Consider the following 19,411-nt stretch of genomic DNA (forward strand, 5'->3'; position numbering starts at 1 on the left):
CGGTGGTTGTCTCGAGCGATGCGCCTTTTATCGTCGGCACTCCCTATGCCGCTGCAGGTCATTTACGAAGCCCTCGGGCGGCTTCAGGATGATTCCATAACCGTTCTGATCTATGACCCGAAGTCCGCCCGACCGGTACCATGCGCTCAGTAGCGCAGCTTCAGCGTGGGGTCTCCGATGGTGCTCCAGAAGTAGCTGCGCTTGCGCTGCAGGCTGCGCCAGCGGCGGTCGCTGCCCGGATTGACCGCGATGGGATCGGCGGTCCGCTCGTTCAGGCCGGCCTTGTCCGCCTCGGCGAAGAAGTAGGACCGCCACCCGAAGCCGAAGCGCCCGCTGCTCTTGACCTCCTTGTAAAAACCGTCGGGGACGTCGTTGAAGACCTTGTTGCGCGCCAGCAGGCCGAGGCCGTTGGCATAGAACATCAGGCTCTCGCCGTTGGCCACCCCGCCGTAGTAGTCGGCCTGCCCGTAGGTCGGGTCGTTGTACGGTACTCGCTCCGCATTTTTGGGGCGCATCACCTCGCAGCCCTCGTGGACGAAGAAGGACTGTCCCGAGGACTGCAACACGCCGGTTTCCCACATGGTGCGGTAGATGTGGAAATTGGCATCCACGGTGAGCCCTTCGAAGGAGGGCGTCAGCACCCAGTCCGGACCCCGGCGCTCACTGACCCAGCGCCAGACATGGGTGCCGGTGGCGTCGTACCCGCCCGTCGCCAATGCCAGGTAATAGGAAAGCGGCGTGAGCCCGAACTGAGAGTTCACGCCGTCGGAATGGGCGGATATCCCGCGTAGCACCGCCGGTTCCTTGAGCCAGTTGACGTAGTCGATCAGCATGGCGTTGTCCACCTCGGTGGACGCCTGGAAGCCGTCCGAAGTCTGGCGCAGCAGGTTGTTGAACGAGGTGGGCGACCGCAGTCCGCTGTTGAGGGCGCGTATCGCCGAAGTGCGGAACGGCAGCCCGCTGTCGTAGCCCAGACGGAAGCGATGGCTGCGGGCAATGTAGTCCGCCACCAGCTTGCGCTCTAAGTTTCCGTCGCGTCGCCAGATCACCCTGGCCGGGTAGTTGTAGCGCAATTCCTGCGGCCGGCCATTGGCATCCAGGGGCGAGGTCTTGCCGTCCAGATCGGTTGGGGCGGTGGGCATCACTGCGACGCGGCGCGGGTCGATGCGGCTCACCACGATCTCGGGTCGGGCAATGCGGTTGGGCCTGAGCCGGTCCGCAGCGCTGACTTCCGGGCTGGGTTCTTCAAGGCTGGTGATGTTCAGGATCAGCCAGCGGTTGGGCAGCGCATTGGCGATGACGGAATGGTCCTGGATATAGAACACGTCCTGGTATGTGTTGTCCGTCGCTTGATAGTGCGGCGTATAGATGTACTGCCCGTTCTGCGGGTATTGCTCCGTGGGCTCCAGTGGCAGCGCCTTGTAGCTGGTGACGCTGAGCGTTGGCCTGTAGAGGTTTTCCCAGTTGCCATCCATGTCGCCCAGCACCACCTCCGCCCGCGGCGTGATGAACTCGGCGCCCAGTCCCAGGAAGTGCCCCGAGTAGCCCGTGACGGGCTGGGCGCCGCTAGTCAGGCTGATGGGATTGTCGGCATAGGCGTTCTCCTTGACGAAGACGCTGCGCACGATGCTGGCATCGGGAAAGGAGCCCACCAGCAACACCCCGGCCAGGGGATAGTGGCTCCGCACCTCCTGCAGGAAGCGCCGCAGGGCCAGCAAGGTGCGCCCGTCCTGGTGCGCCGGACCATCATAAACGCTGGCCTCGACAAAATAGGGAAAGAAGCCGTCGGACGCGATGTCGTTGCCCAGGTGTGCGAGCCACAGAGACATCTCGAAACGCGACATCTGGATGGCCGGGTCGTCGGTCACCAGACGGGGATCCACCAGCACGATCACCACCCCGTTGGGCGTGCCGTAGTAGGGTTCCGGATTGGGGAACAGTGCTTTGAGGGAGTTGATCTCCGCAGTGCCATCGGCGTTGATGTCGAACGGCGTGTAATGGCTCATCAAGGTGGCAAAACTCGGCCGCGGTGGGGGTGGCGGCGGAGGCGGCGGGAGAGGCGGATCGTTGGTCGGATCGCAATCCAGACAGATCCGGCCGGTTCCCGGCTTGGCCGGCACCACCACATCGCCTCGTGGCAGGGCGGATGCTTGAAAGGAAAGCGTCGACAAAACGAGGGAGAGCGCGGCCAGGCCGCGAATTCCCAGTGCAATTAAGGAATTCATGTTGGTACCCCCGACGAAACAAGGTTGACGGTAACCAGGGCTCCCCGACAGCTCAAAGGCAGCGGACGGGTGAGTCTTGGTGCACATACGATGTGCGCAAACCTAAGGGTCCGTCAGCGAACAAGTGTCCGGAATGTTGGTGCCGACACGGCTTGACTTTGTCCGTTTCGCGGTTTTGCTTTCGCGCCGGCAACTATCCAGCCGAGCGGAAATCCGGTTTCACACGGCACCTCACGTCCGCCACCCTTCGGGCGGCAGCGCCTTGCAGGCCGGCTCTCCTTCCGGTCCAGCCGTGCGCCTGACAGCCCGTTCCGGGCACGGCTTTCAATGATCGATGCGGTAGCGCGCCCCGTCCAGTTCCAGGCTGAGGCCGTTGGGCAGGATGTCCACCAGCACGACGCCGCCGGGAAGGTGGTCGCCGGGTACGCGCCGGGACATGTTGATGACGGCGAAACGCTCGGCGGGATTGTCGGAATAGGCGAGGACGTTGATCTTCAAGGCCCGTATCGCCTTAGGCAGTTGCTCCTCGGCAGGCAGGTCGTCGGGTTCGGTCATCCTCCGCCGCGGCGCCGGGCGGGATGCGGCCTCCGTAGACTCCTCGTCGAACGTGGCAGCCTGCTCGCGCCTGGCCTTGGGCGCCGGAGTGCGTGCCGCCTTGACCGCTTGGGGCGGAAGGGTCGCGGCCACCTGCGGTGGCGCCGTTGGGGCGGGCGTGGCCTGATTCAACTCGGCCAACCGCTTCTCCAACTCCATCAGCTTCTCCGCGATCTGCGGCGGCGGGGTCGCCTGCATCGCTTGGGGCGCGGGTGTTGGTTTCGCGGCCAGCGCGGCTGCGGATGGATCGGCATGACGCCCCTGCAGCCAAAGATAGACGAGCACACCCGCGTTGACGGTCAGCAACAGGAGCAGGGCGGCAGCCCAGATGGCCCGGCGCGTCCGCTTCGGCGGCGCATCCAGTTCCAGGGTCGGCAGAGAGGGCACCTGCCCCAGCCGACGCTCCCGCTCCGATTTTTTCAGTGCCTCCAGGATATACGACATGGTGATCCTCCGGGATCAGTCTTTGCGGGCCCCGAGCCTGGGACCTGTCAGACTGGCGTCGAGTTCTTCCAAGTTGATCATGGTGAGCGGGCCCACCTGCCCGTCCTGCAGCAGGCCCTGTTCCTTCTGGAACACGGCGACCCGCGACTTGAGCTTTTCATCGAACACCAACGCCGCCCCCGCTGCTGCCGGCATTTTCAGCACATCGCGAATCCAGCGCACCGTCTCGCCCTTGTCGCCCACGCGCGCACTGGACTTGCCAAAGGGCGGCTTCCATAGGATCAGCGCCGCGCCGTGCCAGTACCGCTCCAGTTCCTCAACGGTCGGGCGTACCTCTCGGCCCTCGACTTCCAGAACGGGACCGGTCTGCGCCGCCACCAGCAAGCCGAAGCGGCGAGCGCCTTCGGTCGGCTGCAATTCCAGCAGGGCCGGTCGGTTGAGTGCCACGAGTTGCGGCCAGGCCGTAGTCATTTCCAGGCAACGCAGCCCCTGCAAGCGCGCATAGGTGCAGGCATCCGTGCCGCCCGCCGGCGCCTGCGTCCCCCAGAGGGCAAGCAAACGGGGCATGGCCTGGTCACGCTGTTCCGGCAGGCTGTTCAGCACCTCGGCCAAAGGCCGGTCCGGGGGCGGAGCAGGAACAGCGGTGGGCGGTGGGGAGGCCTCCACAGGGCGCGCTGACGCTGTCGGACTGGGCGGGGACACGTCATTGGGCGAAGATGTCGGCACGCCTTCAGGACTCGCGCTAGGAACAACCGTTGGATCCGGCGATGGCGCAACGGCCACGATGACTGGCGTCGGTGCTGGCGCGTAGCGAATCGCGCTGGCCACCTTTGGCTTGCTCGGTATATCCGGCGCCAGCAGTTCGTCGAGCGGAAGATAGCCCTGATGCTGCGCTACCGCCAGCATGGCGAGCACCGCGGCCACCGCCGCCAGCGTGTAGACGCGGCCCGGCTGTCCGGATTGCTCGGGCAGCACCTCGCCCGCGGCCTTGCGCACAATGGCCGGCGTCACCTCGAACTGACCCAGGGCGTAAGCCCCCAGCAGGGCGCGGTCACAGATCAGGTTGATGAGCCGCGGGATACCCCCGGTGCGGCGGTAGATCTGTTTGACGGCGGAGGGCGTGAACAGACGCAGGTGCACGCCACTGACGGCCAGGCGGTGCTGAATGTAGGCATCGGTATCCCCAAGCGATAAAGGCTTGAGGTGATAGCGGGCGGTGATGCGCTGAGACAGCTGCCGCAACTGGGGCCGTCCGAGCAAGGCCTTCAGTTCCGGCTGCCCCACCAGAATGATCTGCAGCAGCTTGGTTTCGTTGGTTTCCAGGTTGGTCAGCAGTCTCACCTGCTCCAGCACGTCGTAGCTCAGGTTCTGCGCCTCGTCGATGAGCACCACGGTGCGCCGGCCGCGGGCGTGGGCGTCGAGCAGATGGTGGTTGAGCAGGTCGATGAGCTGCTTGATGGTCGCCCTGTGCGCAGGATGGGTGATGCGCAGTTCGTCGCAGATGGCCGCCAGCAGTTCTTTCGCATTCAGCCTGGGATTGAAGATCAAGGCAATGTCCACATCCTCGGGCAGCTGCTCCAGCAGGCAGCGGCACAGCGTGGTCTTGCCGGTCCCCACCTCGCCGGTGAGCGCCACGAAGCCGCCGCCGGCGCTGATTCCGAACAGCAGGTGCGCCAGCGCCTCCCGATGCTGCGGGCTCAGGTAGACGAAGCGTGGATTGGGCGCGATGGAAAAAGGAGGGCTGGAAAAATTGAAATGCTGTTCGTACATGGACGTAGGGGGTCCCTGGAACACGTGGCCGCGGCGGTCCTGCCCTAATGGCCGCCCCGCGTGGCGGCATCTGGCAATAGGACATTCTAACCGCTTGCGCCGCTTGTGCCACCCGCCAACCTAAGAAGGCGCCAGCCACGGGGTGCTCCCCTGAGGCGTCCGATTCAGTCCAGTCCCGCCCGGTCGACGATGCCCTGCTCGCAGTCGTCGCGCCCCCCCGCCGACAGATCCAGCACGTCGCGCAACCGGCTGGTGTCGGTCAGCGCCCCCTGCAGCGACACGCGCAGTTCGCTGATCAGGGTGCGGCGCGTATCGATGTCACCGACGCAATGGATGCTCAAGGCCTTCCCGGTGCCCGGCCCGAAGCTCTGTTCGAAAGCCTGGCGCAGCGCGTCCGCCCTCACCTCCCTGCCCAGGTACGCCGCCATCGCGGCCTGCAGGCGCGAGCCGTTGATCTGATCCAGCAGTCCGACCGCGGTGCGGAAGTATTCGTCGGCGCTCCCCGGGAAGCAGCTGCCGTGTTTGCTGTACTCATGGCGCTCCAGGTAGGAGGCGACGCCCGGCATGGCAATGGCCAGCCGCCGGCGAGTGGATTCGCCGATACGCGGATCAGGCAACAGTTCCCAAGCGCCCCGCTTGTCGGACGCGCGATCCCGGCCCGCAACGCCACAGTAGGCTTTGCTCTCCGGCTGCGGCCAGAGGCCGTGCAGGGAGAAATGGGTTGCGTCCGGACCGACGGCGGACTGACTGCGGCACTCAGTCTTGTTCGGCCGGGTCTCGCAAAAGGCTGGTTGCCAGCTGGCGGCCAAGAGGTAGCGCGCTGCCAACGGAGCCGCCTCTTCAGCTTGGCCGCCACCCGCCAGAGTGCCGCAGCTCTCGTCCACCCAGCGCAGTTCGGGCTGCACTCCGCTCAGCTGGACCTGCAGATAGCGGCCGCCTGGCGCATTGCGGCCCGACACGGCATAGCGCTGGCCCGCCGTAAGCCGCACTGATCCCGGGTTGCTCCCTTTCTTGATGCTCTGTACTGCCGGGCAGGCGTCGCGAGCGAGAAACTGACCCTGCAGCGGCTCGAAAGCCAGGACGGAGGAAGAGAACAGAAGCAAGGCTTCCAGCATCAACAGCAGTATCGAGTGCATGGGTTCACGCATCCAGAGTGAAATATCGGACGATTAAACACCCGGCGGCCTGCCAAGGCGACCCTGTCCCCACCACTTGCAAACTTGAGAGGCGCGCGCGGTCGCGGTAGCCTTACCCCTTGCATAGTACGAGACCCGATAGAGGGCAGCGGCAGGAACGGCAAACCCAAGGCCGATTCGCCCCTAAGATTCCTATTCCCATGAGCTCCGAACCCATAGCCGCCCGAGAGGATATTATCTGCCGTTGCAGCGGCACGACGCAGGAGCAGATCCGCCGCTATGTGGAAAAAGGCGTGGCGGACCTGGACGGTATTTCCCGGGCATCGGGCGCCTGTTCCGGCTGCGGGGGCTGCGAGAGTGACCTGCTGACCCTGATCGCCGCATTGGATAAGTCCCGTGCAGAGCCTGTCCCCGAGTAGAGACGAGGTCCTGTTCCTGCCCCTGGGCGGGACTGGCGAAATCGGCATGAACCTGACCCTCTACGGTCATGACGGGGCATGGATCGCCGTGGATCTGGGCATCACCTTCGGTGGGGATGACTTTCCCCAGCACCCCATCCTCATGGCCGATCCGGCCTTCATCGCCGCGCGGCGCGAGCGCCTGAAAGGCATCGTCCTCACCCACGGCCATGAGGACCACATCGGTGCCCTGCCCTACCTGTGGCAGCGACTGCGCTGCCCTGTCTACGCCACCCCGTTCACGGCCGCCCTGGTGCGGTCCAAGCTGAACCGGGGCGGCGTGAGCGATGTGCCGCTGACGGAAATCGAATTGGGCGGGCGCTGCGCGCTTGGCCCGTTCACCGTGGAGTTCATCCACATGACGCACTCCATACCGGAGCCCAATGCCCTTCTGATCCAGACGCCAGTCGGCCACGTGCTGCACACCGGTGACTGGAAGTTGGACGATAGGCCCGTCGTCGGCCGGGGCTATGATTATCAGCGCCTGCATGGGCTGCGCCGCTCGCCGCTGCTGGCGATGGCCTGTGATTCCACCAACGCCACGGTGCCCGGCCGCACCGGCTCCGAATCAGATCTGTTCGAGCCCCTGCTGGCGATGGGAAGAACCGCCAAGGGAAGGATCGTCGCGACCGCCTTTGCCAGCAATGTCGCCCGCCTGATCACCCTGGCCCGGGTGGCGGAGGCGCTGGAGCGGCGCTTCGGCGTGGTGGGCGAATCCATGGAACGCATGGTTTCGGCGGCCAGGGCAACCGGATACTGGCCGGATGACCTGCCACCCCTGGTGGACTCGCGCCATCTGGGCCATCTTCCGACGGGAGAGGTGCTGGCGGCCTGCACCGGCAGTCAGGGCGAACCCCGCTCGGCTCTCGCGCGCATCGCCCAGGATCTGCACCGGGACTTGCTGCTGGACCCCGACGATCTGGTTGTCTTCTCGTCGCGGGCGATACCCGGTAACGAGCGCTCCATTCGGAGGTTACATCGCCATTTGCAGGGACGCGGCCTTCGCATCGTCACCGATCAAGACGCCCAGGTGCATGTCTCCGGACATCCGGCCCAGGAGGAGTTGAAACAGTTGTACAACTGGGTAAGGCCGCCAATCGTGATTCCGGTACACGGCACGCCCCGGCACCTGCGCGCCAATGCCGAGTTGGCGCGAACCTGCCACGTGCCCGAGGTATTCCTGGCGCGCAACGGCGATGTGTGCCGCCTCAGCCGTTGGGGAGTGGAGAAACTGGGTCAGGTGGAGACGGGACGCCTCAGCCGCCATCCGGACGGCAAGCTGCAGCCAGTCGATGCGGTATTGCTGCAGCGGATGCGGGAGCAGGCCCATTGAACGGCATGGACCTTCGGGTCCCAGGCTCTGAGGCAGAGGCAACGTCCTGGTCCTCCTTTGCCAGGTAGAAAATCAGACAATTATTCACAGCTAATAAATATAAAAAACCTTGTAAGTCAAGCCTTACACGGTGGTGTGGCACATTTTATATCTAATTGAAAAATGGCTGGTTTATTCTGACCAAAATAGTTCCACTCCAAGCCAAGGTCCTGACACGGTTGAGATTAACTGGGGACAAAATCGACTTGTGCACGGAGTTATCCACAGAATCTGTGAATAGTTGTGGATTTGTACGAACCAGACATCAGACCCGCCTCGGAAATCTAGCCGTGCTGGCGGACTCCGTAATCTCCGGGGATGGCGCGCCACCAAGTCCGAAGTAGAATGACCCTTTGTCAGTACATGCACTGAACTGGGGCTCATGCCCCGAAACGCGCCATCGGTCCCGAATACCCGGACAGGCAGAAAGGCACCTGTCAACGGTATCTGAAAGCGCCGGGCTGGGGGCATGTTCCATGCTTTAGAATATCTCGAAGCCGGCCCTGACATTGCCGCAAGGGAATGGACGCCAGTGTCGGGCTGCGCCCGGGCATGGTTTTCCGGAGATTTCATCGATGAACAACCCGTTCGAAATTGAGCGACTGCAATCCCTGGTAGACAGTCAGAAGGCGGTGATACAGGCCTTGCAGCGTGAAAACGCGCAACTGACCGCCCAGCTTGAAGTGTATTCCGTGCAGAGCCGAAAGCTGGTCGAAGTTTCAAACCGCCTGCAGGCGCAATCGACGGCCGCCTTGGAAGTACAGATGGAACGGCTGCGCCAGATCCAGGCCCATCTGCAGGAGGTTCAGGAGCTGGCACAAGGTGTTTGCACCCTGGTGGACGCGCCGCATCACCTGCTGGTCCGCGCATCCACTCCTCCGGATGAACTGCGGCGCGTGCTCAAGGCCGCCCTCCCGGAAATTCTCGCGCTGCTGACCGAGACGAACTGTCACGAGGCGCCGGCACACTCTGTCTGAGCACCGGCGTGGCCTCAACGCCTGGAGCGCCGTCCCGCTTCCCTTGCCGGTTCAGGCCGCGCGCACGGCGCTGGCGCTTTGCTCGTCGGGCGCCCTGCCCCCCAACGACGCCGACCATCCAGCAGCCGCCAGAGCGCAGCGGTTCGCCTCCTCCCCTCGCGCCGCATCGCAGTGTTCATTGCCGCAGGCCTGCTCCAGGGCGACCGAGCATTTCAGGTGGCCAGGACGCGGCTGTTTGCGCACAAAGGCGGTGCGGGCCAGGTGGTAGCTGCGGTCCTCGCCCCAGAAGTTCCGGCTCATCTCCACCAGTTCCTCGATCCGGTATTGCTCCAGGGGCTTGACCGCCTCATCGGCTTCCCGCGCCGCGCGTTTGTCCGCCAGCAACTTTTCAAAATCGGGGCGGCTGGCCATGGCCTCGGCGATCCGGATGATCTGTTCGCGGAAGCGGCCGAAACTGCCATTGCCCAGATCGTCCTGAATCACCACGTCGTCGATCAGGCCCATGGCTTTGGCCTCGTGCACGCTCACCGGCAGGCACTGCTCGGTGAGTTGCAGGGCGCGCTCGATCCCGACCCGCTTGGGCAGGGTATAGGTCCAATACTCCGAGCCATACAATCCGCCCATGCCCTTGTAATGGGGGTTGAGGACGATGCCCTCGCGGGCCAGCACGCGGTCCGCGGCAGTGGCCATCATAACCCCGCCGGCGCCGGCGCTGCCGTACAGGGCGGCGATGGTCAGCTGGTCGGTGGCGGTCAGCAGGCTGCGCACGAAATCGTCCATGGCATTGATGTTTTCCCAGGATTCCTGCGCCGGGTCCGCCGCCGCCTCGATCAGGTTCAGGTGGATGCCGTTGGACCAGAAATCCCGCCCGCCCATCAGCACGATCACCCGCATGGGCCGCTGCCGCGCGTACAGCATGGCCTGCTCCAGCCGGCGGCAGTGATCGGTTCCCATGGCGCCGTTGTAGAAGCGGAAGTTCAAGTAGCCGACGTCGTTGTGTTCCTCATACCAAATGTCGCGAAAGCTGGCCGCCCGCGCCGGAGCCTGCACCGGCAGGGGCACTTCCGGAACATCGGACAACTGATCGCCGAGAACCATAGTGGCCGGTAGCTTGAAGTGCTCGGCGGCGTCCCCCCTGCGGCGCAGGTGGGAAATCCAGACGGCGCCGTCCACCGCTGCCCGGCAGATGGCGCCGTGGCGCTTCGCGATGATCTGGCCGGGCTTGCCTACCAGGGTGCCTTCCTCGTGGGCACCGAACAGATAGACCGGTATGCCGCCGATCTCGTCCAGCACGCCGGGCGCGCCGTCGCCGGAGCGGATCTTGCGCAGGATGGTCGCCACGGAATCGCTTTCCCAGTCGATCCGCCGTGCCTCGAACTTGACGAAAGGACGGTAGCGCCCGCGCACGCCGGGCCTTGAATAGTCCAGGGGCGCGGGCACGAACAAGCCGCTCTGGAACCGGCGCACCGCGACCAGCATGGCCCGTACCGCAGCCCGCGTCACTTCGTCCCGGTACAGACTGCTCTTGCTGGCCTCGCGCATCTTGAATTCGTAGGTGGCCCAGATGGGCCCGGAATCCACATGCTCGGCGGCCTGCACCACGGTCACCCCCCATTCCGGCTCGCGGTTGAGGATCGACCAGTCCAGGGAGTTTCCGCCGCGGTCGCCGACGATGCCGGGGTGCAGGATAAGGCAGGTGTGCTGTTCCCAGATGTCCCTGGGGATGACCTGGGCCAGCATCGGGCAGAGAATCAGCTCGGGCCGGAACTGGTTGACCGCCTCCCGCATCGCGTCGCCCGTCGTGGCGACGGCGACGCCGACCCAATGCCCGAGGGCCTTGAGTTCCACGTGGGCGTGTTGGGTCAGGCTGTTGTAGGCGCTGGACAGCAGCAGAATGCGCATGGTGGAACCCTCCTGTTGATCAGATCAAGGCTCGGCGAGCCGAGGCAATCGGTACTCAAAATGCGTTCAGTGCGGTTTTGTGGGCCTCCAAGTGGCGTTCGGTCAGCGATGGAGCAGGCTTTGGGCCTTGGGGGCGAAAGCGCGCGCGGTAATCCTGTGGATTGATGCCGATATTGCGCAAAAAGGCCCTGCGCATGCGCTCCTGATCTCCGAAACCAGCCATCACGGCAATGCTGTCGATGCGATGGTCGGTGGAACCGAGGAGATGCCGGGCCGCGTCGACCCGCGCCTTCTCCACGAACTTGGCCGGTGTCATCCCGGTTTCTTCCTGGAACACCCGGGCAAAATTGCGGGTGCTCATGGCCATGTGCTCGGCCAGGATCTCGATGCGCAGATCCTCGGCGGGGTTTTCCATGATCCAAATCTGCAATTTGCGCAGGTCCTGGTTCTTGGTGGCTTCGCTCACCAGATAGCCGCTGAACTGGGATTGTCCGCCGGGGCGTTTGAGGAACATCACCAGGTAGCGGGCAACGTTCAGTGCCTGCTCCTGGCCCCAGTCCTCTTCCACCAGGGACAACGCGAGATCGATGCCGGAGGTGATGCCGCCCGATGTCGAGATGGGCGCGTCGCGGACGAAGATCCGATCGGGCTCGACCTTGATCAAGGGGTAGTCGGCGGTCAGCCGATCGCAGTAAGCCCAATGTGTGGTGGCGCAGCGGCCGTCCAGCAAGCCGGTCTTGGCCAGGAGGAAGGCGCCGGTGCAGACCGAGACCAGACGCCGCACCCGCGAGGACATGTAGAGCACCCAGGCCATCAGGTCCGGGTCGGCCAGGATTGCGTTGACGTCGGGAGAGCCCGGCATGATGAGGGTGTCGATGTCGCCGTTGACTTCACCGTAGGCCCCATCGGCGTGAATCCTGAGGCCACAGGAGGCGGTGACAGGGCCCGCCTGTTTGGCCAGCACCCGGATGTTGTAGACCGGTTCGGTAGACAGCCCCGCCATCTGCCTGCCCAGATTGGTGAAGGAGAACACCTCCATGGGACCGGTGAGGTCGATGATCTCGACACCATCGAAGGCGACGATGGCGACATTCCTCACCCGGTGGGGAAACAACTCCGCGTGCGATTCTGGCTTTCGGACCATGGCAATACCACCTCTCCTGATCGGTTGCTCCACGCCACCTTCTGATGGCTCCGCCCTGCGCCCAGCCTGGCCAAGCCTGCGGGGGGGCAAGCCCCTCGCATTGCCTGCGCCAGATCGGTGCAAAATGGGGATGAGTGACATGCTCGCGCCAAGTTGGCGCGGGCACAATGACAATCTGCCCTCTTTTTCTGCCAAACCGATCGGACACACATGAGGACATTACCTTTGGGTCGTTTCCGGACTGTCAGGACAAAGCCTCGGAAATCGCGGCAAAGGGCACTGAACGTCTAAAGCTGACGCAAAGCCCCTCGCGCCAACTCAAGGATCCGGTCTGTCAGGATCTGCCTGGCGCTGGTCTTGCGCCAGACCAGCCCGACAATGCGCCGCGGGGCGGGTTCGGTGAAGGGCAGGTAGCGGATCTCCGGATCGTCGGAGCGGGCGGCGATTCGGGGCATCAGGGTGAGGCCGCTGCCCGCCTTGACCATCATGCGCAGGGTTTCCAGGCTGGTGGCACGAAAATCCGCTTCTTCATGACCGCCGTGCTGGTAACACACATCCAGAGCCTGATCCCGCAGGCAATGGCCTTCATCCAATAGCAGCAGCTTCACCTGGCGCAATTCGGCCGGGTCAATCTGCGCGCGGCCTGCCCACGGATGGGTGGCTGGAAGCGCCAGCAGGAAAGGATCCTCGAAGATCTTCATCGCCACCAGCGCCGGGTCGTTCACCGGCAGCGCCAGCAGGGCCGCATCGCACTGGCCCGCCTTGAGACGCTCCACCAGGACGTCGGTCTTCTCTTCCACCAGGAGCAGCTTCAGCTTGGGCAGAGCCCGGCTTATCTCCGGCACCAGGCAGGGAAAGACATAGCTGGCCAGGGTGGGAAACGCACCCAGGCGGAAGCTTCCGGCCAGCGGGTCGCGGGAGCTCTCGGCGATGGTCTTGATCAGGTCCACCTCGCCCAGGATGCGCCGGCTCGCCTCCAGGATACGCTCGCCCGGCTCGGTCAGGCGCACCGAGCGGTTGCTGCGTTCGAACAGCGTGACGCCCAGTTCTTCCTCCAGTTTCTTGATCTGCATGCTGAGGGTGGGCTGGCTGACGAAGCAGGCTTCGGCCGCCTGACTGAAGTTCTTCAGGTCGGCGACGGTCACTAGATATCGAATATCCCGAAGATTCATGACGGCTCAGGCTGGGCGTTGGCGAGGCCATTAATTATAGATATGGTCGATTATAAAAATAAGAACAAACGATTTTATTTATTTATGCAAGCACCCCAGACTATCTCCCAAGCCAGACGGCCGACCGGACTGGCTGATCCATCAACCCGATACCAACAGGAGCACGACCATGAACACTTCGATCCGTCACATCATCACCGCCGCCGCTATCGTTAGCGCTTCCGCCACGGGCAATGCCTGGGCCCACGGGGCGCAGGACGCCGGCATGCACCCCATCGCAGATGCGGCCATCGTCTACAACAACACGGCCTATGCCCAGACCCAATCCAGCCCGCCCCAAACGGCAAGCGCCGGCGAAGCCGCCACCGTCCTCGTGCTCTATGTGGACCAGGCCCACGGCCCGGCCATATACAGCTACCCAGGCCGCGCGGAAGTGCAGGCCATTGAAAGCTGCGCCGCGCCGCGCTGGGTGGTCCAATGACCGGCGTGGAGATTGGCATGCTGGCCGAGATGACCGCCACACTGGCCTTCTCCCTCGGGTATTGCCTGCGCTTCGACCACCGCATGGAGCGATTGCAGGCCGAGTCGGGCAACGCGTCTGAACCGGTCAGTCCAGGGAGGATGGATGCCAATACGTAGCGAGATAACACCAGCCGGGCAAGGAATCGCCCGGCTGTCCGCCCGTCCAGGCTTTACCCGACACCGCGGATGTGCGCCGCGCCGCTTGGTGCCATAATTCGCCCGGACCCCGGTCGACTGCCGGGCTCGGCGCCGCGGCACATGCCCGCCGGCAACCTCGGACTTCCAATCAAGCAATCGCAGGCTCACCATGAACGTTCCCGCCAAGAGCCAATGGACCGTCAGCGCCAGCAGCGGCGATGCCCGCGCCGCCATCGACGACGCCTATTCCACCCACTGGGCCTGTGCGCCAGGCGCGGACTCCTGGCTGGTTATCGACCTGGGCCAAGCCGCGACCCTGGGCGGTATCGAGATCTACTGGGGCCGGTTGTTCGCGGACGTCTACACCATCGAATCCTCGCTGGACGGCCAGGCCTGGTCGCCGCTGTGCGCCACCGCCTATGGGGAGGGCGGTCAGAATGTGTTCGCCTTTCCGCCCGCTGAAGCCCGCTACCTGCGCTGGCGCGGGGCCAACAAGTCCCAGGACAAGGGCGTGGAGATCGTGGAGATCAATGTTTACGGTCCCGAGAACGCCGCCAAGGTGTTGGAGCCGGGACGCATCGCCGCCTTGGGCCATGGCGCGGTGCGTATCCCCACGGGCGAGAGCCTGACCGTGGATTTCGGCTATGTGCGCTCGCCCTTGGGCGTTCTGGTGAAATGGGGGGCGGACTACGGCAAGCACTTTTCCGTGCACCTGTCCGACGACGGCGAGACCTTCCGGGAGGTCGGCCGCATCGACACGGGCAACGGGGATTACGACAACTTCTACTGGCGCATCACCACCAGCCGTTACCTGCGCTTCAGCGTGCACCAGGCCAGCAGCCCGGAGGGCGTCGTGATCGAGGAACTCAAGCTGCGCATCCTCAACAAGGACCGCATGCCCATCGGCCAACTGGAGCGGGCGGCACAGGCCGCGCGCGCCGACCTCTATCCCCAGTCCTTGCTGGCCCGCCAACTTTACTGGACCGTTCTGGGTGAATGGGACCACCCGGAAGAGGCCCTGTTCGACGAATACGGCAACCTGGAGCCGCAGATGGGCTCGGCCCAGATCATGCCCCTGCTGCGGCTGGACGGCGCCTTGCACGGCGCGGCGGGGGCAGAGGACCTGGCCCAGAGCCTGGCCGAAGGTTCCCTGCCGATCCCCTCGGTCGCCTGGTCGCAGTCCGGGCTTGCGCTCACTTCGACGGCCCTGGCGCGCGGCGGCGCCGCATTCGTGGAACACCGGCTGAGCAATCCCACGTCGCGGCATCTTTCGGGCTCCCTGGTCCTGGCCCTGCGCCCGGTGCAGATCAATCCCTACTGGCAGCACGGCGGCCACGCCCCGGTCAATGCCATCGAGGTGGAGGGGCGGCAGATCCGGGTCAATGGGCGCCCTTTCGCGGCCCTGTCCCGCGCCCCGGACAGCCTGACGGTCTGCGATTTCGACCAGGGCGATGTGGTCAGCCAGATCGCGCAAGGCCCGCTGCCGACAGGGGCCAGCCTGCAATCGATGTCCGGTCTGGTGAGCGCCGCCTTCGAGTTCGCATTCGAACTAGCGCCCGGCGATAGCACGTCGGTCGTCGTGGCGGCGGCCCTGCGCGAGGGCGTTACGCTCGATGCCGCGGTCGACTTCCCGTCCCTCAAGGCGGCGACCCTCTCCGCCTGGCGCGAGAAGATCGGCCCGCGCCGGATCAGCGTCGGCGACCTCGAAGTCAGCGACACGGTGGAGGCCCAGACAGGCCTGATCCTGGTGAACGCCACGCGGCACGCCTTCAAGCCAGGGCCGCGCAATTACGACCGGGTCTGGATCCGCGACGGTTCATCCCAGGCGCTGGCCCTCCTCTACGCCGGCCTGATCGAGGAAGCCAAGACCTATGCGGCCTGGTATGCGGAGCGGGTCTATCCCAACGGCATGGTGCCGCCTATCCTCAACCCGGACGGCACGGTCAACCGCGGCTATGGCAGCGATATCGAATTCGACGCCCAGGGGCAGTTGGTGGACATGGTCGCCGACATCTACCGCATCAGCGGCGACCAGGATTTCCTGCGCGCGGTCTACGAACCCGTGCTGCGCGCCACCCGCTTCATCGAGGAACTGGTCGCCCGCACCAACGCCATCCATGAACCGGAAAGCCGCTTCTATGGCCTGCTGGCGCCTTCCATCAGCCATGAGGGCTACAACAAGCCCACCTACAGCTACTGGGACGATTTCTTTGCCTTGAGCGCCTACCGCAATGCGGCCTGGCTGGCGAGGGAACTGGGCGATGAGGCCACCGCCGCCGAGATGGAAGCCAAGGGCAAGGACTTCGCCGCCAACCTGGCGCGCTCCATGCGCCTGACCGCCGAGCGACGGGGGCTGGGCCTGGTGCCCGCCTCCGCGGACCGCGATGACGTCGACCCCACCTCCACCTCCATCGTGTTCGAACTCCTGCGGGTGGACGACGTGCTGCCCGCCGAGTGCATAGGGCCTACCTACGACATGTACCGCGAACACCTGGAAGTGATCCGCAAGCCCGATTTCAAGGGTGGCTTCACCCCTTACGAGATCCGCAACCTGAATGCCTTCGTGGCCCTGGGCCGGTTGGAGGATGCCTACGGACTATTAACGGATTCCCTGAGCTGGCGTCGCCCGCCCGGCTGGCGGCATTGGGCGGAGGTGACCTGGGGCGATCCGCGCGTCGCGGAATACATCGGCGACATGCCCCACACCTGGATCGGTGCCGAGTTTGCGACGGTCATCCGCCGCATGCTGGTGCGGGAAAACGGCGACACCCTGGAATTGCTGCGGGCGGTGCCAGAAGACTGGTGGGCGGGGGATGGCATCGCGCTGCGCGAATTGCCCACCTGTTTCGGGATGCTGAACCTGACGGCGCGCCGCGACGGCGCGAGAGTGACCGTGGAACTGTCCCTGAGCGGCAAGCCGCCCGCCGCCGTCACCCTGCGCTATGCGGGCGCGCAACGCGCCGAAGCCGACGGCGCGGCATGCGTCATCGAGGATGGGCTGATACGCGCACCCTGCTTCAAGCGCCTGGTCATCGAATAGCGAGCGGCAGGCGGGCGCCTCAGCGCCCGCATGGACTCCTCGAAGCTATCAGTCCGTCCCCGGCCGGAACTGATACAGCCAGGTCTCGGTCATGGCATCGCCGTTGCCGCGTATATAAAGCCGCAACTCGACCGGGTCGGTGCCGGTGGGTGTCAGGTCGAAGATGGCCCGCCAGCGCTTGGTGCCTGGGATGGGCTCCATGAAGGCGCCGGAAACGGTGCCCGCTGACGCCGTGATCACCGGCTCCGCCTTCACCGTGTCGCCCCACAGCACGTCCAGGGCTTTGCCGGCGAATTCCACGGCAAACTTGTAGACGCCCTTCGGCCGGGGCTTGCCGGGCTGACCGCCGCGCCCGATGCGCGTCGCCACGCAGCGCGCGCCGGCCGCCGGATAGGGCTCGTCCGCCAGCCAGTGCAATCGGTACTTCAGGCGGTAGGTATTGCCGGCCTTGGCCGGTTCCTTGGGCCGCCAGTAGGCCACCACGTTGTCGTGGATCTCATCGTCGGTGGGCAGTTCGATCAGTTCAATAGCACCCGCGCCCCAGTCGCTGAGAGGCTCCACCCACAGGGTCGGACGCTTTTCGTAATTGACGCCGTCCAGATAATCCTCGAACTGGCGGTCGCGCTGCATCAGGCCGAAACCCTTGGGCGCGTGGTCGCTGAAGCTGGAGGTCACCGCGAAGGGCTGGTTGATGAGCGGGCGCCACAAGCGCTCGCCGGCGCCGGTCCAGATGGCCAGTCCGTCGGAATCGTGCACTTCGGGACGCCAGTCCTCGCGGCGGCGCTTTTCCGTCTCGCTGAACCAGTACATGGAGGTCAGGGGTGCCAGCCCTAGGCGCTTGATGTCCTTGCGCAGGAACAGCGCCGCTTCGATGTCCTGCACCACCCCCGCCGTGCGCTTAATGGCGAAGCGGTAGGCGCCGGTGAGGCTGGGGCTGTTGAGCAGGGCATAGACCAGCACCGGCTGGTCTTCCTTGCCGGATTCCTCAATGAAGAACTCGGTGAAGTCCGGGAATTCCTCGGGTATAGGCTCGGCCGAGTCCACGATGGCGCCGCGCGCCGACAATCCGTACTGGCCCAACTCGCCGATGGCGCGGAAATAGGCAGCGCCCAGAAAGGCCACCCAATCCTGGGTGCGCCAGTCCTTGCGCTTGCGCGACTCCTGCAGGCGGAAGCCGGCAAAGCCCGTGTCTTCCGGCAGCTTGCGGGCGATGCTGTTCTTGGGCATGGAGAAGTAGTCCGGGCTGTAGAGGATCTCCTTCGCCTTGCCACCCTCGATCACATGCATCTTCACGGATTTCTGGAAGAACTGGCCCACATGGAAGAAGGTCACCGGGTAGAGCCCGGGTCCTTCCGCATACAGGGCCGCTTCCGGCCGGTACTTGATGCTGCCCCAGGCGTCGTAATCGATCTGCTGAACGATGTCCGGTCGCGGCTTGGGCGGCGACTCGTAGGCGGACTTGGACAGGGCGGATGCCCGCTCCACCAGCTTGTCGAAGCTGAAGGCCTCGCCCGGGCCATAGCGCAATCCGCCCGCAGAGGCCGGAACGGCACGGGCCAGGTTGCTGATGGCGGCGCCCAGGGTCAAGGTGGAGACAGATTGGAGGAACTTGCGTCGGCTCGTCTTCAGGAACATGGGTGTCTTTTCGTTCTAGTTAGTAGTGCGTAGACGGATTGACAGTCTATTGCCTAATCCGCATCGCGCCAAGCAGTCGCCGGCCGGCGACGAGCCGCGTATGCTGTGAATTCGCACTAATTCAATTGTCCGCCCCCCCATGATGAGTTCCACCCCCCAGGACATGGCGCTGGAAGCGCGGATCATACCGATCACCCCGGCGATTCAGGTCTCCTCAGTGTGGGCGGTACCCCCCGAATATCGAAGCCGTCCCGATGCGGCCGTCATCCTGGCCCATGGTGCCGGGAACGACATGAACCACCCCTTCATGGAGCATTTTCACCGCGCCATTGCCGCCGCCGGGCACCTTTGCGTCAAGTTCAACTTTCCGTACAAGGAACTCGGGCGCAAGGCGCCGGACCGCATGCCTATGCTGGAAGCCACCTGGCGCGCCGTGCTGCAGGCCGTGCGCGATGACGCCGACCTGGCTCCCAAGCGGCTATTCCTGGCCGGCAAGAGCATGGGCGGACGCGTCGCCTCCCATCTAGCGGCCCAGGGCGAGGCCTGCGCTGGGCTGATTTTTCTTGGCTACCCGCTACATCCCGCGAAGCAGCCGGAAAAGCTCCGGGTGGATCATTGGCCCGGGCTGCACTGCCCGGTGTTGTTCGTGGAGGGCACCCGCGACACCCTGTGCGACCTGGACACCCTTAAAACCCATCTGCCGGGCATTCCAGGCTCGGTAAGCCTGCACATCGTCGAAGGCGGCGATCACTCCTTCAAGGTGCCCGCGTCGCTGGGCAAGGACCAGGCAAAAGTCTGGAACGAGGCGGCCTCGGCCGTCAGCCATTGGTTGAAGAGCTTCGGGTGAAGGCAGTCTTTCAGGGCTAAGGTTTTTCCCGCAGG

The 19,411-nt window shown here is 64.7% G+C and carries 15 protein-coding genes; 7 read left to right on the forward strand and 8 right to left on the reverse strand.

All coding sequences use genetic code 11. From position 1 onward, the window contains the following. Nucleotides 1-146: 146 nt before the first annotated feature. The 4 genes from EK23_RS03505 to EK23_RS03520 all read right to left on the reverse strand — a co-directional run bounded on the left by EK23_RS03505 (nucleotide 147) and on the right by EK23_RS03520 (nucleotide 6,169). Nucleotides 147-2,225 (reverse strand): hypothetical protein, encoded by a 2,079-nt coding sequence (locus EK23_RS03505; protein WP_045223807.1) that lies wholly within the window; start codon nucleotides 2,223-2,225, stop codon nucleotides 147-149. 324 nt (nucleotides 2,226-2,549) lie between these two features. Next, a complete protein-coding gene (locus tag EK23_RS03510; RefSeq protein ID WP_045223808.1) occupies nucleotides 2,550-3,263 on the reverse strand; it encodes a general secretion pathway protein GspB in 714 nt (237 codons plus the stop codon). A gap of 15 nt (nucleotides 3,264-3,278) precedes the next feature. After that, nucleotides 3,279-5,033, reverse strand: a complete 1,755-nt coding sequence (locus EK23_RS24565; RefSeq protein ID WP_045223809.1) for an AAA family ATPase — start codon at nucleotides 5,031-5,033, stop codon at nucleotides 3,279-3,281. A 164-nt stretch (nucleotides 5,034-5,197) separates the two neighbouring features. Then, nucleotides 5,198-6,169 (reverse strand): ribonuclease T2 family protein, encoded by a 972-nt coding sequence (locus EK23_RS03520; protein ID WP_052807886.1) that lies wholly within the window; start codon nucleotides 6,167-6,169, stop codon nucleotides 5,198-5,200. Between the two features lie 200 nt (nucleotides 6,170-6,369). Here EK23_RS03520 and EK23_RS03525 point away from each other — a divergent pair, with 200 nt between their 5' ends. From EK23_RS03525 to EK23_RS03535, 3 genes are all read left to right on the forward strand, one after another. Then, on the forward strand, nucleotides 6,370-6,588 hold the full coding sequence (locus EK23_RS03525) for a (2Fe-2S)-binding protein (protein WP_045223810.1): 219 nt from the start codon (nucleotides 6,370-6,372) through the stop codon (nucleotides 6,586-6,588). Further along, on the forward strand, nucleotides 6,566-7,960 hold the full coding sequence (locus EK23_RS03530) for a ribonuclease J (RefSeq protein WP_235281892.1): 1,395 nt from the start codon (nucleotides 6,566-6,568) through the stop codon (nucleotides 7,958-7,960). The genes EK23_RS03525 and EK23_RS03530 overlap by 23 nt, the downstream gene beginning before the upstream one ends. 614 nt (nucleotides 7,961-8,574) lie before the next feature. Beyond that, nucleotides 8,575-8,976: a hypothetical protein gene (locus EK23_RS03535; RefSeq protein ID WP_045223811.1), complete on the forward strand. Its 402-nt coding sequence runs from the start codon at nucleotides 8,575-8,577 to the stop codon at nucleotides 8,974-8,976. Nucleotides 8,977-9,027: 51 nt separating this feature from the next. Here EK23_RS03535 and EK23_RS03540 read toward each other — a convergent pair whose 3' ends face one another. The 3 genes from EK23_RS03540 to EK23_RS03550 form a co-directional block, all read right to left on the reverse strand. Continuing rightward, the gene (locus tag EK23_RS03540; RefSeq protein ID WP_045223812.1) at nucleotides 9,028-10,878 is read right to left on the reverse strand and encodes a hydrogenase maturation protein; all 1,851 of its coding nucleotides are present in this window, start codon (nucleotides 10,876-10,878) and stop codon (nucleotides 9,028-9,030) included. Nucleotides 10,879-10,933: 55 nt separating this feature from the next. Further along, nucleotides 10,934-12,022 carry a GlxA family transcriptional regulator gene (locus EK23_RS03545; protein WP_082053892.1) on the reverse strand — a complete coding sequence of 363 codons (1,089 nt, stop codon included), beginning with the start codon at nucleotides 12,020-12,022 and terminating at the stop codon, nucleotides 10,934-10,936. A gap of 287 nt (nucleotides 12,023-12,309) precedes the next feature. Next, entirely contained in the window at nucleotides 12,310-13,194 is an 885-nt protein-coding gene (locus EK23_RS03550) for a LysR substrate-binding domain-containing protein (RefSeq protein ID WP_045223813.1), read from the reverse strand. A gap of 169 nt (nucleotides 13,195-13,363) precedes the next feature. Between EK23_RS03550 and EK23_RS03555 the strand changes: the two genes are divergently transcribed. The 3 genes from EK23_RS03555 to EK23_RS03560 all read left to right on the forward strand — a co-directional run bounded on the left by EK23_RS03555 (nucleotide 13,364) and on the right by EK23_RS03560 (nucleotide 16,894). Beyond that, a complete protein-coding gene (locus EK23_RS03555) occupies nucleotides 13,364-13,675 on the forward strand; it encodes a hypothetical protein (protein ID WP_045223814.1) in 312 nt (103 codons plus the stop codon). Nucleotides 13,676-13,692: 17 nt separating this feature from the next. Next, the gene (locus tag EK23_RS23600) at nucleotides 13,693-13,833 is read left to right on the forward strand and encodes a hypothetical protein (protein WP_158002437.1); all 141 of its coding nucleotides are present in this window, start codon (nucleotides 13,693-13,695) and stop codon (nucleotides 13,831-13,833) included. 190 nt (nucleotides 13,834-14,023) lie between these two features. Continuing rightward, complete coding sequence (locus tag EK23_RS03560; protein WP_045223815.1) at nucleotides 14,024-16,894, forward strand: discoidin domain-containing protein; 2,871 nt, start codon at nucleotides 14,024-14,026, stop codon at nucleotides 16,892-16,894. A 48-nt stretch (nucleotides 16,895-16,942) separates the two neighbouring features. Here the strand turns inward: EK23_RS03560 and EK23_RS03565 are convergent, their stop codons facing one another. Next, nucleotides 16,943-18,529 (reverse strand): OpgD/OpgG family glucan biosynthesis protein, encoded by a 1,587-nt coding sequence (locus tag EK23_RS03565; RefSeq protein WP_052807887.1) that lies wholly within the window; start codon nucleotides 18,527-18,529, stop codon nucleotides 16,943-16,945. A 139-nt stretch (nucleotides 18,530-18,668) separates the two neighbouring features. Here EK23_RS03565 and EK23_RS03570 point away from each other — a divergent pair, with 139 nt between their 5' ends. Beyond that, a complete protein-coding gene (locus EK23_RS03570) occupies nucleotides 18,669-19,376 on the forward strand; it encodes an alpha/beta hydrolase family protein (RefSeq protein ID WP_052807888.1) in 708 nt (235 codons plus the stop codon). Nucleotides 19,377-19,411 lie beyond the last annotated feature (35 nt).

The sequence above is a fragment of the Methyloterricola oryzae genome (genome assembly GCF_000934725.1).
Lineage (GTDB): Bacteria > Pseudomonadota > Gammaproteobacteria > Methylococcales > Methylococcaceae > Methyloterricola > Methyloterricola oryzae.

Coding starts and splice junctions, on each gene's coding strand:
- EK23_RS03505 (WP_045223807.1), bottom strand. CDS start 2,225: ATGAATTCCTTAATTGCACTGGGAATTCGCGGCCTGGCCGCGCTCTCC.
- EK23_RS03510 (WP_045223808.1), bottom strand. CDS start 3,263: ATGTCGTATATCCTGGAGGCACTGAAAAAATCGGAGCGGGAGCGTCGG.
- EK23_RS24565 (WP_045223809.1), bottom strand. CDS start 5,033: ATGTACGAACAGCATTTCAATTTTTCCAGCCCTCCTTTTTCCATCGCG.
- EK23_RS03520 (WP_052807886.1), bottom strand. CDS start 6,169: ATGCACTCGATACTGCTGTTGATGCTGGAAGCCTTGCTTCTGTTCTCT.
- EK23_RS03525 (WP_045223810.1), top strand. CDS start 6,370: ATGAGCTCCGAACCCATAGCCGCCCGAGAGGATATTATCTGCCGTTGC.
- EK23_RS03535 (WP_045223811.1), top strand. CDS start 8,575: ATGAACAACCCGTTCGAAATTGAGCGACTGCAATCCCTGGTAGACAGT.
- EK23_RS03540 (WP_045223812.1), bottom strand. CDS start 10,878: ATGCGCATTCTGCTGCTGTCCAGCGCCTACAACAGCCTGACCCAACAC.
- EK23_RS03545 (WP_082053892.1), bottom strand. CDS start 12,022: ATGGTCCGAAAGCCAGAATCGCACGCGGAGTTGTTTCCCCACCGGGTG.
- EK23_RS03550 (WP_045223813.1), bottom strand. CDS start 13,194: ATGAATCTTCGGGATATTCGATATCTAGTGACCGTCGCCGACCTGAAG.
- EK23_RS03555 (WP_045223814.1), top strand. CDS start 13,364: ATGAACACTTCGATCCGTCACATCATCACCGCCGCCGCTATCGTTAGC.
- EK23_RS23600 (WP_158002437.1), top strand. CDS start 13,693: ATGCTGGCCGAGATGACCGCCACACTGGCCTTCTCCCTCGGGTATTGC.
- EK23_RS03560 (WP_045223815.1), top strand. CDS start 14,024: ATGAACGTTCCCGCCAAGAGCCAATGGACCGTCAGCGCCAGCAGCGGC.
- EK23_RS03565 (WP_052807887.1), bottom strand. CDS start 18,529: ATGTTCCTGAAGACGAGCCGACGCAAGTTCCTCCAATCTGTCTCCACC.
- EK23_RS03570 (WP_052807888.1), top strand. CDS start 18,669: ATGATGAGTTCCACCCCCCAGGACATGGCGCTGGAAGCGCGGATCATA.